Raw genomic sequence first — 14,185 nt, forward strand, 5'->3', positions numbered from 1 at the left:
GGCCTTCTACGACATACTCTGATGGCAGGAGACGGCCTCCTCCTTCGGTAGGAGGCGAGACCATTCAAGGAGACGTTGACCATGTATACCCTGATGGTCGCCGATGACCATCCACTGTTTCGTGAAGCCATCGCCGCCGTGATCGCCGCCGGGCTGCCTGGCAGCCTGCTGTTGGAGGCCGACAGCCTGGAGAGTGCCCTGCAAAAGGCTGAGGAACACGAGGAGGTCGATCTGGTGCTGCTGGATCTCGGCCTGCCGGACGCCGAGGGGCTCTCGGGCCTCGAGCGGCTACGCGATCGGCGCCCCGACTTGCCGGTGGCGGTGCTCTCCGCCGAGCAGGAACGACGCACCATCCTCGACGCCCTCGACCTCGGTGCGGTGGGCTATATCACCAAGTCGACACCGCGCCGAGACCTGCTCGTCGCCCTGACGCGCATCCTGGAGGGCCAGCTCTACCTGCCCCCGGATATCATGCGCCGCCCCCCGGCCGAGGTTAACCGGCCACCGCCTGTCGACGACGCCGTCAGGCGGCGCCTGTCCGAGCTCACCGTCAAGCAGCTCGAGGTGCTGATCCGCCTGACCCATGGCGCTTCCAACAAGGTGATCGCCCGTGAACTGGATATCGCCGAAACCACGGTGAAGACCCATGTCTCGGCGATCCTGCGCAAGCTCTGTGTGTCAGGACGCGTCCAGGCGATCCTCGCCGCCGGTTCGGCCGACCTCGACGCCCTGCTGGCCGACCGGCACGACCCCTCACGCTGAGCCGTCGCCCAGCAGGCCGACCAGCTGCATGCGCAGCCGCAACGGCTTGAGGGGTTTGAGCAGGCAACCGTAGCCAAGCTGCCGGGCCAGGCTCTTGATCGCCGCGTCATGATTGGCGGTGATCACCACGACGGGCAGGGCGGGATGGCGACGGCGCAGGTGGGCGGCCACGGCCAGCCCGTCAGGGCTCGAGGCATCCAGGTGATAGTCGACCAGCAGCACGTCCGCGGTCTCGCCGACCGTTTCTCTCTCCAGGGCGGCGAGAGACGTTGCGGTCCGCACTCGGCAACCCCAGCCCGCAAGCAGCGCCGTCATCCCCTCGCAGATCCCGGGGTCATTGTCGATGACCCAGACCCGCATGCCCGCCAGGAGGTCTCCCTGCGAGGCCGACGCCGAGGTCGGGGAGCCGGCCGGTGACGCCGGCAGCCGCCCATAGGGCACCTGCACCGAGAAGAGAGAGCCACGTCCCGGCTGAGAGGCCAGTCGCAGCGGATGATCGAGCATGGTGGCAATCCGGTCGACGATCGCCAAGCCCAGGCCCAGCCCGCGATCCTGAGCGTCATGGCCGCTATCGGCGCGCTGGAATTCAACGAAGATCGCCTCGCGCTGGGACTCGGCGATGCCGGCCCCGGTATCCCCCACCACAATCTCCAATCCTTGCGGACGCCGCCGGCAGCCCAACAACAGATGCCCGTGGCGAGTGTAGCGAATCGCATTGGTGAGGAAGTTGCGTACCACCCGTGCCAGTAGCGCCAGGTCCGATTCGATCATCGCACTTGAGCCGACATAATGCAGTGTCAGCCCCCGTGACGCGGCGATCTGACGGTACTCTTCGGCCATCACGTCAAGCAGGTCGGCGGCGCGAAAGGCGGCGACATCCGGCTTCAGCACCCCGGCATCCAGCCGCGAGATATCGACCAGTGTGCCCAGCAGGGCTTCGACGTCCTGCAGCGAGCGGCCGATATTGGCGACCAGCCGCTGCGAGGTCGCGGGTACCGCTTCCTCGCCGAGGGCACTGGTGAACAGACGCGCGGCATTCAGCGGCTGCATGAGATCATGACTGACCGCCGCCAGGAATTTGGTCTTGGAAAGATTGGCCGCCTCGGCCTCGCGCTTGGACTCGCGCAGGCGCTGTTCGGCCTCGACCCGCACTGCGATCTCGTTACGCAGTTGGCGGTTGACCTCTCCCAGCTCATCTAGGGTGCGGTGCAGGGTTTCGGTGCGCTCGCGCACCTGCTCGGCCAGCAGCACCGCATGTTCGAAGGCGGCATAAGGGGCTCCACCGGCTGCCCCGCTGGACTCTACCCGCTCGATCAGTGCGCCACAGACCTTGCGCAGGCGTGCGTTTTCCTCGGCCAGCGCACGCTCGCGTTCCGTGGCCGCTTCAGGCGCTTCAGCCCCCGCCGGGTCGCCCAATGACAACCCCCGTGAAGGTCTGGTTGACGTGCATGCCATGGTGCTGCTCTCCGTAAGTATTGAAGCCGATCACCCGCTGTTCGCGCAGCCGCTGCGAAGCCAACGCCACCTTATCGAGCATCTCGATCTCGAGACGACGCAGGAAGCAGTCACAGCCGATGATCAACTGCGGCTCACCCAGACGTTCCTGCAAGGCGGCAAACACTGCATCCAGGTCTTCGAGAATCGGCGCCGGCTGCATGGCGGTGAGCACGATGCCGTGTTCCACCGCGCAGTAGAAGGTCAGACTGCCATCGGCGTTGACCCGCTGAATCGAGCGCACGTAGTGGGCATCACCGATGCGTACCGCCAGCGGCATACGGGCAAACACCTGCTCATCGAGGGCTTCGACGGCACACCCGGCGAGCCGTGCGTATTCCTCGGCGGCCGGGGCGGCATTGAGTTCCATGACCTGGCGACGCTCGTGATCGGCGCGAGTCACCACGAATTTCTCGTGGCGCGGCCGAAGGTGGTGCGTGGTGAAGACCTCGAACGGCAGCCGGGTGTTGATCATCACCACCACCGCCGCCTGGCTATGGAAGCGCCCCTGATGGAAGACATGGGTATGCGCCAGGCGATTGTCGTCCCCGGCCGAACCGCCAAAGCTCGGAATGCTGCCCAGCGCGGCGTCCAGGCTCGCCAGCACCTGTTCCTCGCTGCTGGATAGCCCATCGAGCAGCGTCAGGGCAAAGCTGTGGCCGCCGACCGGTGCCAGGGCCTGGCGTCGGCAGTCGTCCAGCAGCTGAGAGGTCAACCGCTGGGCGCCGATCAGGTCGAAGTTTTCAAGATCGCTGATCAACGCCTGCGACACCGAAAAATGGCGTCGATCGAAGCCAATCGCCACGATACAGCCGCGCCCGTAGCCGAGCGGCGTGATCTCACCGGCAGTGGTACAGCCGACCACGGCCACCAAGCCAAAAGCCTCCTCCAACGCCTGCTCCAGCACGCCGAGATCATACTCGGCGCTGCAGAAGAACAGCACGCAGCCGAGCTGCGGATGACAGAGGGTCGCCGCCAGCTCCCCGGCGGCGGCATGCGGGTCGTCCGCCTCACTATAGGCGACCCGTAGAGGTTCATCGTCGGCGGTCCGGGGCCGTGCCGTGGAAGCAACGCTAGACAGTTCAGACATGGCAGGCACTCATCGGGCAAGGTTGCCTCAAGTGTATGCCGCGTTTGGCAACGCTCACAACGCTGCCCCCACCTTGGCTGTCCTGTTCATTCCCGCTGACGGCGCCACGTCAACCCACCACCATCAGCCCCATCACCCCGAACACGAAGCCCAACACGGCCCCCATCGGCGGTGCCCAGTGTTTTTCCAGTCTCACCCCGGGGGCGATGTCCTGAAAGATGGAATAGAGGATACCTCCCGAGGCGACCAGCATGATGGCAGCGACGATGCTTTCCTGCTCCCGCAGCCAGGCGTGGCTGGAAATACCCGCCATCGGCCCCAGCAATGCCATCAGCGAGAAAACGGTGATGATGCGACGGGCACCGAAACGCCGCGACTGGAGGAACTCGCGATAGGCATTGAAGGCCTCGGGCACATTTTGCAAGGCGATCAGGGCCGCGATCAGCATCGCCTCCTCGGGGCGGGCGGCAAAAATGGCGCCTACCACGATGGCCTCGGGGATGAAGTCCAGCAACATGGCGAGCAGTTGGCTGGCCGGTAATGCCCAGCGCGCCATCGCCATGTCGATGAGCATGAACACCACCCCGCCGAGCAACAGGTACAGCGCAGCCAGGGGTTTCGAGGTGATGTCGATGCCATCCGGCACCAGTACCAGCGCAACCGCAGAAAGCAGCGCACCGCCCCCAAACGCTATCACGCCATGTCGAAATTCCAGTTCCAGCCACTGGGGGTGTATATGCTCGATGCGAGCCAAAAAGGCCCCCAATGGGATGGCCAGTCCCGCTAGAAGCGTGATCCCTACCAAGAGCAACAGATCGTACATGCGCCTTCCTTGTCGGTGAGATTTCCTGGCGACTCATGATAAGGCAAGCCTGCGCCATGCTGTCATGGCAAGAGCCAGACTTCTCGCGCTCTCCCACACTCACCACTGACCTACAGGCACTAACTGCCGACCCTCTCCCCGTAACGTTGAAATGACGTATGCCGGCACCTGTACAGGACGTCAGCAAGGCATCTATACCTCATAACGTCCAGGTGTCCTGAAACGGTGCTACTGGGGCTTAGCAGACGGAGCTTCGCAGATCAGCATCGACATCATGCCGCCCAACAGGCATTTCTCGGCAATCTTCTTCGCGGCAGGCCGCTTGAGCTGGCACGACGCTTAACCGGCGACGTTGCCAACAGATGTTTCCTCATCAACCAGGAGTTGAACATGGCGACAGCCTCGGATGACTCACAGCGCGATCTACACAAGGATCGCATCAACCCTACCGTCTTCTACGGCTCAGCCATCGGTATCGTGGCCTTCGCGCTGTGGACAATGATCTTCACCGACTCTGCCAGCGCGACGATCAATGCCCTGCTGGGCTGGATCTCGGACACCTTCGGCTGGTTCTATTTCGTCGCCGTCGTGGCCTACCTCGTGTTTGTGATCGTCATTGCCACCTCAAAGCTTGGCAAGCTCAGACTCGGTCCTGCGCATTCGAGGCCGGAATTCAACGTCGTGACCTGGGCCGCCATGCTGTTCTCGGCGGGGATCGGCATCGACCTGATATTTTTCTGCATTGCCGAACCGGTCACTCAGTTTCTCGCGCCACCCGACGGCGACCCCGAGACGGTGGCGGCGGCGCGTCGCGCCATGGAACTGACGTTTCTGCACTGGGGACTGTCCGGCTGGGGCGTCTACACCCTGGTAGGCATGTCCCTGGCCTTCTTCAGTTACCGCCATGGCCTGCCGCTGACCATTCGCAGCGCGCTCTATCCCATATTTGGCAAGCGTATCCACGGTCCCATTGGCCATAGCGTGGACATCGCGGCAGTGCTTGGCACCCTGTTCGGCATCGCCACGAGCCTGGGCATCGGCATTATCCAGCTCAACTTCGGCTTGAACTATATGTTCGATCTGCCGGAGAACACGATGACCCAGGCGATACTGGCCGTGCTGATCGTGATTTTCTCCGCCATCTCCGCCGTGACCGGTGTCGACAAGGGCATCCGCCGGCTCTCAGAGTTCAATATGCTGCTGGCGCTGATGTTGCTGCTGTTCGTGCTCTTTACCGGCAAGACCCTGTTCCTGCTCAACGCACTGGTAATGAACGTGGGGGATTACCTGACCCACTTCGTCTCTCTGTCGATGAACACCTATGCCTTCGACCCGCCCACCGACTGGCTCAACGGCTGGACGGTGTTCTTCTGGGCCTGGTGGATCGCCTGGGGACCCTTCGTGGGGCTGTTCCTTGCGCGCATTTCACGTGGTCGCACCATTCGTCAGTTCGTTACCGGCACGCTGATCCTGCCGCTGGCCTTCATGATGGCGTGGATGTCGATCATGGGTAACAGCGCTATCGACATGGTGATGAACGACACTGGCGTGGCCAACTTCGGCGAACAGGCCATGAACAACCCTGGCTCAGCCATCTATCTGTTCCTGCAGAACGTGCCCTGGGTCGGCCTGACCACGCTGGTCGTGACGCTGCTGGCGATCGTCTTCTTCGTGACATCGGGTGACTCGGGCTCGCTGGTGCTTTCCAACCTGACCTCGATTCTGAGCGACCCCAACCATGATGCACCGGCCTGGATGCGCGTGCTGTGGGCCGCCATCATCGGTGTACTGACCCTGGCGCTGCTGATGGCCGGTGGCCTGGGGGCACTGCAAAGCGCCGTGGTCATCACGGGGCTGCCCTTCGCTTTCGTGTTGTTCCTGATGATGGCGGGGCTCTACAAGGCGCTCAAGGTGGAAGGGCTCAAGGAAGACAGCCTGCAGCAAAGCATGGCAGGCCACCTATCGGGTCGCACCCTGCCCGGCGAGGGGGCAAGCCGCAACTGGCGCCAGCGTCTCAAGCGCTCTGTGAGCTTCCCAGGCCATGATCAGGTGAGCCAGTTCCTCGGCGAAACGGTCAAGCCTGCCATGGAGGAAATACGCAGCGTTCTGAGCGAACAGGGCTACCCCGTGGACATCGTCGCAGGTGAAAAGCCGGATGAGCATCTGGCACTGAATGTGAGCCTGGGCGGCGAGCAGGACTTTACCTATCAGATCTGGCCGCGCCAGTGCGCCATGCCGTCCTTCTCGATTCGAGACACCCATGCCGGCACCCACTACTACCGCCTGGAGGTACATATCATCGAAGGGGGCCAAGGCTACGATGTCTATGGCTACACACAGGAGCAGCTGATCGCCGATATATTGGATCAGTACGAGCGCCATCTGCTGTTCCTGCACATTCAACGAGAACAACCCGGCACTAATACCGAGATACCCGATGACCCGGCCACCGCCGGCCGCTAATGGCTACCTCACTGACGGCCCGACACCCAGGCGTCGGACCTTCCGAGATCAAGGCGTCAAGGAGCGATGACATGAGCGAACATTCCTTCGACCGATGCGTGGATTACGTAATCATCGGTGCAGGCTCAGCGGGCTCGGTACTCGCCAACCGGCTGAGTGAAGAAGGCGACCAAGAGGTACTGGTGCTGGAATTCGGTGGCAAGGACAACTCGATTTTCATCCAGATGCCGACCGCCTTTTCGATCCCGCTGAACAAACCGCGCTTCGACTGGGGGCTTCACACCGAGCCCGAGCCAGGCCTCAATGGGCGCAGCCTCCACCAGGCGCGGGGCAAGGTGATCGGCGGTTCCTCCTCGATCAATGGCATGGCCTATGTGCGCGGCTGTGCCGGTGATTACGCGGAATGGTCACAGCTTGGCGCCGAAGGCTGGGACTATGCCGACGTGCTGCCCTACTTCAAGCGAGCGGAGGGCTGCCTGTATGGCGACGACGACTACCGTTCAAGCGACGGCCCGCTGGGGGTATGCAATGGCAACAACATGCAGAACCCACTCTACAAGGCCTTCATCGAAGCGGGTCGCCAGGCAGGCTACGGGGAAACGCAGGACTACAACGGCTATCGCCAGGAAGGATTCTGCCGCATGGACATGACGGTACGCGGTGGGGTGCGCTGTTCCACCGCCAATGCCTACCTGAAACCCGCGCTCGGGCGCGATAACCTGCATCTGGAAATGCATGCCCTGACCCAGCGTATCCTGCTGGAGGGAAAGAAGGCGGTAGGTGTCGAATACACTCAGCGCGGCAAGACCTATCGCGTCCAGGCCCGTCGTGAGGTCATCCTCTCTGCCAGCGCCTTCAACTCACCAAAGCTCCTGATGCTCTCGGGGATCGGCCCGGCTGAGCACCTCAAGGAGCACGGCATCGAGGTCGTCCACGACCTTCCCGGCGTCGGCCAGAACCTGCAGGACCATCTTGAAGTCTGGGTCCAGCAGAGCTGTAAACAGAAGATCACCCTCAACGGATGGCTCAACCCCATCGGCCAGGCGCTGATCGGCATACGTTGGCTTGCTTTCAAATCCGGACTGGGTGCCACCAACCACTTCGAATCAAACGGCTATATCCGCAGCCGCCCAGGCCTTGAGTGGCCCGACCTGCAATACCATTTCCTGGCAGGCGCCATTGCCTATGATGGCTCAAGCGCCGCCGAGGGGCATGGCTTTCAAGTCCACCTGGGCGCCAACAAGCCCAAGAGCCGTGGCTGGGTAAAACTTTCCTCGGCGGACCCTGCCGCAGCGCCCAGAATCTTCTTCAATTATCTGCACGAGGAAGAGGACAAGCAGGCTTACCGTGACGGTCTGCGGCTGACCCGGGAAATCTTCGCCCAGCCAGCCCTCGATGCCTATCGTGGTGACGAGCTATCGCCCGGCAAGGACGTGGTCAGCGACGAGCAGATCGATGAATGGATCGCCAATAGTGCCGAAACCGCCTACCACCCCTGCGGCAGCTGCCGCATGGGCAGCGATGACATGGCCGTCGTCGACGCCGAATGCCGTGTCCACGGCATTGAGCAGCTGCGCGTGGTAGATTCCTCGATCATGCCCACCGTCACCAACGGCAACATCAATGCCCCGACCATCATGATCGCCGAGAAGGCGGCTGACCGGATTCTCGGGCGAGAGCCGCTGAAGCCCTCCACGGCCGCTGTCTTCACCATCAGCGACCCACAGCGCCAACGCGAGGAAGCGCCCGAACGCCCTGTGTCATAGGCGTGAAAAAGCCCTCAAGTCGCTTTTTCTAGCGTGTCTTGCCCCCAGGTTTTGCTGCATGAACCAACGCTAAAGCAGGATGCTTAGCCTTTGTACCACCTCATGCAAAAGCCCCTGGTGTCCTTGCGGACGCCAGGGGCTTCTTGCAGGGGTCGATGATGACCGATCAGGCGTTGGCAGACACCGCGACTTCCTGGCTGCCACGCTTGATCAGCGCGTAACCCAGTCCCGTCACCAACGAGCCGACGATGATGGCCCCTAGATACAGGAACACCGGCGAGATCGCATTGGGGATCAGCAGCACGAAGACACCACCGTGCGGTGCCATCAGCTTGGCGCCTACCAGCATCGAGATGGCACCGGTAAGTGCCCCGCCGACCATGCAGGCCGGGATCACCCGCAGCGGGTCTTTGGCCGCAAAGGGAATCGCGCCTTCGCTGATAAAGCACAGGCCCAGCACGAAGGAGGCCTTGCCGGCTTCCCGTTCGGGCTCGGAGAACTTCGCCTTGGCGACGAAGCTCGCGATCCCCATGCCGATTGCCGGCACCATGCCCGCCGCCATCACGGCCGCCATCGGCGCATAGGTTTCGGATGCGAGCAGGCCAACACCAAAGGTATAGGCGGCCTTGTTGACCGGCCCGCCCATGTCGAAGCACATCATGGAACCGAGCAGGATGCCCAGCAGCACGGCATTGGCCGAGCCCATGTTCTCGAGGAAGTTGGTCATCGCCGAGAGCACCGCCGCAACCGGCTCGCCAACCACATAGATCATGGTCAGGCCGGTGACCAGGCTCGCCAGGAGCGGAATGATCAGGATCGGCTTGAGCGATTCGATGCTCGCGGGCAACTTGACGTGCTCGGCGACCGCCTTGGCGACATAACCGGCAAGGAAGCCGGCGAGGATGCCGCCGATGAAACCGGCGCCGATCTCGGAGGCCAGCATGCCGCCAATCATACCTGGCGCGATGCCCGGGCGGTCGGCGATCGAATAGGCGATATAACCGGCCAGCACCGGCACCATCAGCGCAAAGGCGGTGCCGCCACCGATCTGCATCAAGGCCGCAGCCAGGGTACCCTCCTCCTTGAAGGCTTCGATGCCGAACACGAAGGAAAGCGCGATCAATAGGCCCCCCGCCACCACCATGGGCAGCATGAAGGACACACCAGTCAGCAAGTGCTTGTAGACACCCTTGTCCTTGACGCTCTTCTTGGCCTCGCCACCACTCGCCACACTGCCTGCAGATTCCACCTGGGCCTCGGCCAGAGCGGCTTCGATAGCCGGACGAGGCTTCTTCAGCGCATTGCCGGTGGACGTGCGATAGACCCGCTTGCCGGCGAAGCGGGTCGGGTCGACCTCAATGTCGCAGGCCAGCAGCACGACGTCGGCCGCCGCGATCTCTTCATCGGTGAGCTTATCTTGCGCACCCACCGACCCCTGGGTTTCGACCCGGATTTCATGACCCAGGGCACGCCCTGCCTCACTCAGTGCCTCGGCGGCCATGAAGGTGTGTGCCACCCCGGTCGGGCAGGCCGTCACGGCAACGATGCGCTTGGCATCGGCGGTATTCGCTGACACCGGCTGGGTATTCTCGGCCGGCGGCGTATAGGTCGACGCCTCGGCCTGAGCCCGCTCGAGGAAGTTGGCGGGATCGGGCAGCGCCTGGGCGATCGGCGCCTGATAGAGCATCTTGCCTTTGAACCGTTGCGGATCCGGTACCGTATCGGCGGCGACCACCACCAGATCGGCAGCGGCGATGGCCTCGGCGGAGGCCGGCTCGACGGGCGCCAGTTCGCCATGCATTTCCACCGTCGTGGTCCAGCCCAGGCGATTGGCCGCCTGCTCAAGCCGCCGCGCGGCAAGGAAGGTAGTGGCCATGCCGCTTGGGCAAGCCGTAATCAGGATGACATTCATGCGAGCGCTCCCCCTGCGTCTACGTCGTTCAGGCGACGCACGCGGGTCTGTTGTTGAAGGTTAGGGAAGTCATCGGCGTGGGCATTTCCCACACCGACATGGCGAACGGCTTCGGCGGACAGGGCTGTCGCGAAGCGAAGCGCCGCGTCGGGGGCATGGCCCTCGAGGACGCCGTGCAGCATAGCGGCGAGCAGGGTGTCACCGGCTCCCACGGTGCTGGCGACCGTCATCTTCGGCGGTATGGCATGCCATGCACCGCGCTGGCTGACCCACAGCACGCCTTCGGCGCCGGCGGAGATCAGTGCCTCTTCTATGCCGGCCTGATGAAGGCGCAACCCAGCCGCCAAGCGACGCGCATCGCTATCCAGGGCTTCACCGGCCCACTCGGCCAGCTCAAGCTCGTTGGGTTTGACGGCCGTGGGGGCGGATGCAATGGCGCTTGACAACGCAGGCCCGCTGGTATCGACCCACACCGCCAGGCCATGCGCCTTGAGACGCGCAATCAACGCGGCCTGATCGTCGACATCGATGCCTGGCGGCAAACTACCGGCGATGACCACTGCCTCGGGCCGCCGGCTGGCATCGGCAGCCAACGCCTCCAGCTCATCGAGGAAGGCGGCGAAGGTCGTGGCATCAATGGTCACGCCGGGGCCATTGATGTCGGTAACGCGGCCACTGTGCTCGGCAACCTTGGCATTGATGCGCGTCTCCCCCGGCACGCGCAGGAAGGCATCCTCGACGCCCATGTCGGCGAAGGCGCGCCGGAAGGGACTGTCGTTATCGGCCCCCAGAAACCCCGAGACCACCACCTCATGGCCCAGTGATGCCAGCACCCGAGCGACGTTGACGCCCTTGCCGGCGGCACTCAGCTGCGTTGTATCGGTACGGTTCACTTCGCCAAGCGTCAGCGCCGGCAGGCCAATCGCCAGATCCAGCGCCGGATTGAGGCTTACCGTCAGGACGCGAGCCATCAGCGCACCTCCAGGGCATTACGCACGTCATCGCTTGTTGCCTGGGCCAGCGCCAGCGTGGCCTGAGCCTGGGCGTCGGCGAGGTCAAAATCGCGCAGCCGCGCCTTGACCATCGGCACCTGACGGGCGCTGACCGAGAGCTCATCGACGCCAAGCCCCACCAGCACCGGCACCGCCTGGGCGTCCGAGGCCAGCTCGCCACACACCCCGACCCACTTGCCGTGGGCGTGGGCGGCATCGACAGTCATCTGGATCAAGCGCAGCACCGCCGGATGCATGCCATCGGACTGGGCCGACAGCGCCGGGTGGCCACGATCGATCGCCAGGGTGTACTGGGTGAGGTCGTTGGTGCCGATCGAGAAGAAGTCGACCTCGGCCGCAAGCGTCGGCGCCAGCAGCGCGCAGGACGGTACCTCGATCATCACACCGAGCTGCACGTCACTGGCGCGCTCCTCGGACGGGATCTCCTCGAGCAAACGATCGAAGATGGTCTTGGCCGCCCGGAACTCGGCAATGTCCTTGACCATCGGCAGCATGATGCGCAGCGGGCGCCCCGAGTTTTGATCTCCCCCCGCGCCGGCCATCAACAAGGCGCGCAGCTGTGTCTCCAGCACCTCAGGCTGAGTCAGGGCCAGGCGGATGCCACGCAGTCCCAGGAAGGGGTTGTCTTCCTGAGGTACCGGCCAGTAAGGCAGCGGCTTGTCGCCCCCCACATCCAGGGTACGGGCAACCAGGGGACGACCGCCGAGGGCATCCATGGCTTCCTTGTATTCGACAACCTGGGCATCCAGGTCCGGCGCTTCGGCATGCGCCATGAAGATGAACTCGGTACGCAACAGGCCCACGCCTTCCGCGCCGCGCTCGACGGCATCTGCCGTATGCGCGGTATTGCCCAGGTTGGCAGCGACCTCGACGCGATGACCGTCACGGGTGCGCCCTTCCTCGAAGCGCGCGGCCCAGGCCTCCCGCTCCAGACGTTCATGTTCCTTGAGGCTCAATTCGGCGCGCTGACGACGCTCGGCAGAGGGGGCAGGCGTGACCCGTCCGCGCTCACCGTCGAGAATCATCTCGCTGCCGTTCTCAAGCGTCAGCACCCGCTCGCCGGCACCCACCACGGCAGGAATACCCAGGGCACGCGCAAGGATTGCGCTGTGAGCCGTGGCCCCGCCGCGTGCGGTCAATAGGCCACGCACTCGGCTGGTATCGAGTTTGGCCACATCGGAAGGGCCTACATCATCCATCACCAGGATATAGGGATGATCCGGCGGCGTAGGCAGGCTGATGTCGCAGAGGATACCCAGTACCCGGCGCCCCACGTCGCGCAGATCAGCTGCGCGTTCGGCGAGCAGACGGTCGGCGAGCATTTCCTGAGCCCGAGCGGCGGTTTCGATGGCGTTCCACCAGGCTGCCTCGGCGGAATAGCCTTCCTGGATACCCTCACGGGCGGCTTCATGCAGCTCGGGGTCGTCGAGCATTTCCTCATGCATCGACAATATTTCGGCGACCTCGCCGCCCTGGGCGCTGTGTACCAGGGCCTCGAGTTGCTCAGTGCCCTCGCGGATGGCAGCGTCCAGGCGTCGCGTCTGTTCGCTGACGTCATCAGCCCGCTCGGGATACTCGAAGCGCGGCGTACGCATCACGAACACCGGCGCAATGGCCATGCCCGGAGACGCGGCGACCGCCGGATAGGGCGTATCATCCGGCAGCGGCTCCGGCGCCTTGGCGCCCTCGGGCGGTGTGCTGGCCACATGTTCACGGCCTTCTTCGAAGGGCTGAACGACTTCACCCAGGCCGTCCTGCATGGCCTCGCACATGGCGTCCAGCGCCTGGCTGGCGCCCTCACCTTCTGCGGAGAACACCAGCTGCTGGCCACGCCGCGCGCCGAGACCAATCACCTTGGTCAAGCTGGCAGCGGACACGGCCTCGCCGCTGCCATCCACCAGACGCACCTTGATCGGGACGCTCTGACGACGCGCCACCTGAATCAGCTGCTTGGCGGGGCGCGCATGCAGGCCGTGAGCGTTGAGTACCCGAGCTCGAGCCGTCTGGGCACTGGCCGACTCACCTGACAGTCGCGCCAGCACGTTCTCGGCGGAGAGTTGATGCAAATCATGGCCTTCTCCGCGATCCAGCAGCGTCGACAGCCGCTCCAGCAGACTCCGATGGGCATCGCCCTGCGCCGCCAGGCAGAAGACACCGCTGACCGCACTGGCCCCCTGGCCAATCACCGCTTCAGGAGTGGCAAGCGATAGTGCCGGGTTATTCACCCCCTTGGCGCTGGTCGCGAGCCACAGGCCCTGCCCCAGCGCTAGCGGCGACTGTGAGGCGATGTCGGAGACGAAATCATGGCCGACACAGCCTGACTGGCGCAGCCGAGCGGCAGCCGCCAGGGCAAGCTCGAGTCGATCCCGAGCGGGGAAGTTGAGACACAGGGTGTCTTCATCCAGGCGCGCCTCAACGACGGCTTTCGACAGCAACCCAGCCACCTCGGCGCGCGATTCTGCCGCCGCCAAGCGCTCGGCCACACCGTCGCGGTCCAGCACATGGGTCAGCTGGCGCAAGATATCCAGGTGCTCATCGTTCTGGGCGGCAATGGTGACCAGCACGTAAACGCGGTTGCCATCGTGCCAGTCGATGCCTTCGGGGAACTGCAGCACCCGCACACCGGTGCGTTTGACGTGGGTACGGCTATCCGGCGTGCCATGAGGAATGGCGATGGCATTACCAAGAAAAGTGGAGGACTGCGCCTCTCGGGCATGCAAGCCATCGCGATAGGCCGCGGCGACAAGGCCGGCATCAACCAGGGTCGAGGCCGCCAGATCAAGGGCCGCACGCCAGTCATCCGCCTTGCGGTCGAGCAGGATATCGTCCTGTCCGAGTGTCAACATACTAACCTCCTGTGCC

General features: G+C 63.8%; 9 protein-coding genes. 3 read left to right on the forward strand and 6 right to left on the reverse strand.

Annotated elements, in window-relative coordinates; translation table 11 throughout:
• Positions 1 to 81 precede the first annotated feature (81 nt).
• Complete coding sequence (locus tag HF027_RS00440) at positions 82 to 762, forward strand: response regulator (protein ID WP_168011861.1); 681 nt, start codon at positions 82 to 84, stop codon at positions 760 to 762.
• Here HF027_RS00440 and HF027_RS00445 read toward each other — a convergent pair.
• From HF027_RS00445 to HF027_RS00455, 3 genes are all read right to left on the reverse strand, one after another.
• Positions 754 to 2,217 (reverse strand): hybrid sensor histidine kinase/response regulator, encoded by a 1,464-nt coding sequence (locus HF027_RS00445; protein ID WP_168011863.1) that lies wholly within the window; start codon positions 2,215 to 2,217, stop codon positions 754 to 756. The genes HF027_RS00440 and HF027_RS00445 overlap by 9 nt on opposite strands.
• The gene (gene nosP / locus HF027_RS00450; RefSeq protein WP_168011864.1) at positions 2,156 to 3,346 is read right to left on the reverse strand and encodes a nitric oxide-sensing protein NosP; all 1,191 of its coding nucleotides are present in this window, start codon (positions 3,344 to 3,346) and stop codon (positions 2,156 to 2,158) included. Before nosP ends, HF027_RS00445 begins: the two co-directional genes overlap by 62 nt.
• Positions 3,347 to 3,455: 109 nt before the next feature.
• On the reverse strand, positions 3,456 to 4,169 hold the full coding sequence (locus tag HF027_RS00455) for a ZIP family metal transporter (RefSeq protein ID WP_168011865.1): 714 nt from the start codon (positions 4,167 to 4,169) through the stop codon (positions 3,456 to 3,458).
• Positions 4,170 to 4,559: 390 nt separating this feature from the next.
• Between HF027_RS00455 and betT the strand changes: the two genes are divergently transcribed.
• Together betT and betA are read left to right on the forward strand one after the other, a co-directional pair.
• The gene (gene betT / locus HF027_RS00460) at positions 4,560 to 6,632 is read left to right on the forward strand and encodes a choline BCCT transporter BetT (RefSeq protein ID WP_168011866.1); all 2,073 of its coding nucleotides are present in this window, start codon (positions 4,560 to 4,562) and stop codon (positions 6,630 to 6,632) included.
• A 71-nt stretch (positions 6,633 to 6,703) separates the two neighbouring features.
• On the forward strand, positions 6,704 to 8,398 hold the full coding sequence (gene betA / locus HF027_RS00465; protein WP_168011867.1) for a choline dehydrogenase: 1,695 nt from the start codon (positions 6,704 to 6,706) through the stop codon (positions 8,396 to 8,398).
• A 166-nt stretch (positions 8,399 to 8,564) separates the two neighbouring features.
• Here the strand turns inward: betA and HF027_RS00470 are convergent, their stop codons facing one another.
• From HF027_RS00470 to ptsP, 3 genes are read right to left on the reverse strand one after another with little or no spacing between them, the layout of a single operon-like run.
• On the reverse strand, positions 8,565 to 10,310 hold the full coding sequence (locus HF027_RS00470; RefSeq protein ID WP_168011868.1) for a PTS fructose-like transporter subunit IIB: 1,746 nt from the start codon (positions 10,308 to 10,310) through the stop codon (positions 8,565 to 8,567).
• Positions 10,307 to 11,281, reverse strand: a complete 975-nt coding sequence (gene pfkB, locus HF027_RS00475) for a 1-phosphofructokinase (RefSeq protein ID WP_168011869.1) — start codon at positions 11,279 to 11,281, stop codon at positions 10,307 to 10,309. The genes HF027_RS00470 and pfkB overlap by 4 nt, the downstream gene beginning before the upstream one ends.
• Entirely contained in the window at positions 11,281 to 14,169 is a 2,889-nt protein-coding gene (gene ptsP / locus HF027_RS00480; protein WP_168011870.1) for a phosphoenolpyruvate--protein phosphotransferase, read from the reverse strand. Before ptsP ends, pfkB begins: the two co-directional genes overlap by 1 nt.
• Between the last annotated feature and the right edge of the window lie 16 nt (positions 14,170 to 14,185).

The organism is Halomonas salinarum, from assembly GCF_012062845.1.
Classification (GTDB): Bacteria; Pseudomonadota; Gammaproteobacteria; order Pseudomonadales; family Halomonadaceae; genus Onishia; species Onishia salinarum.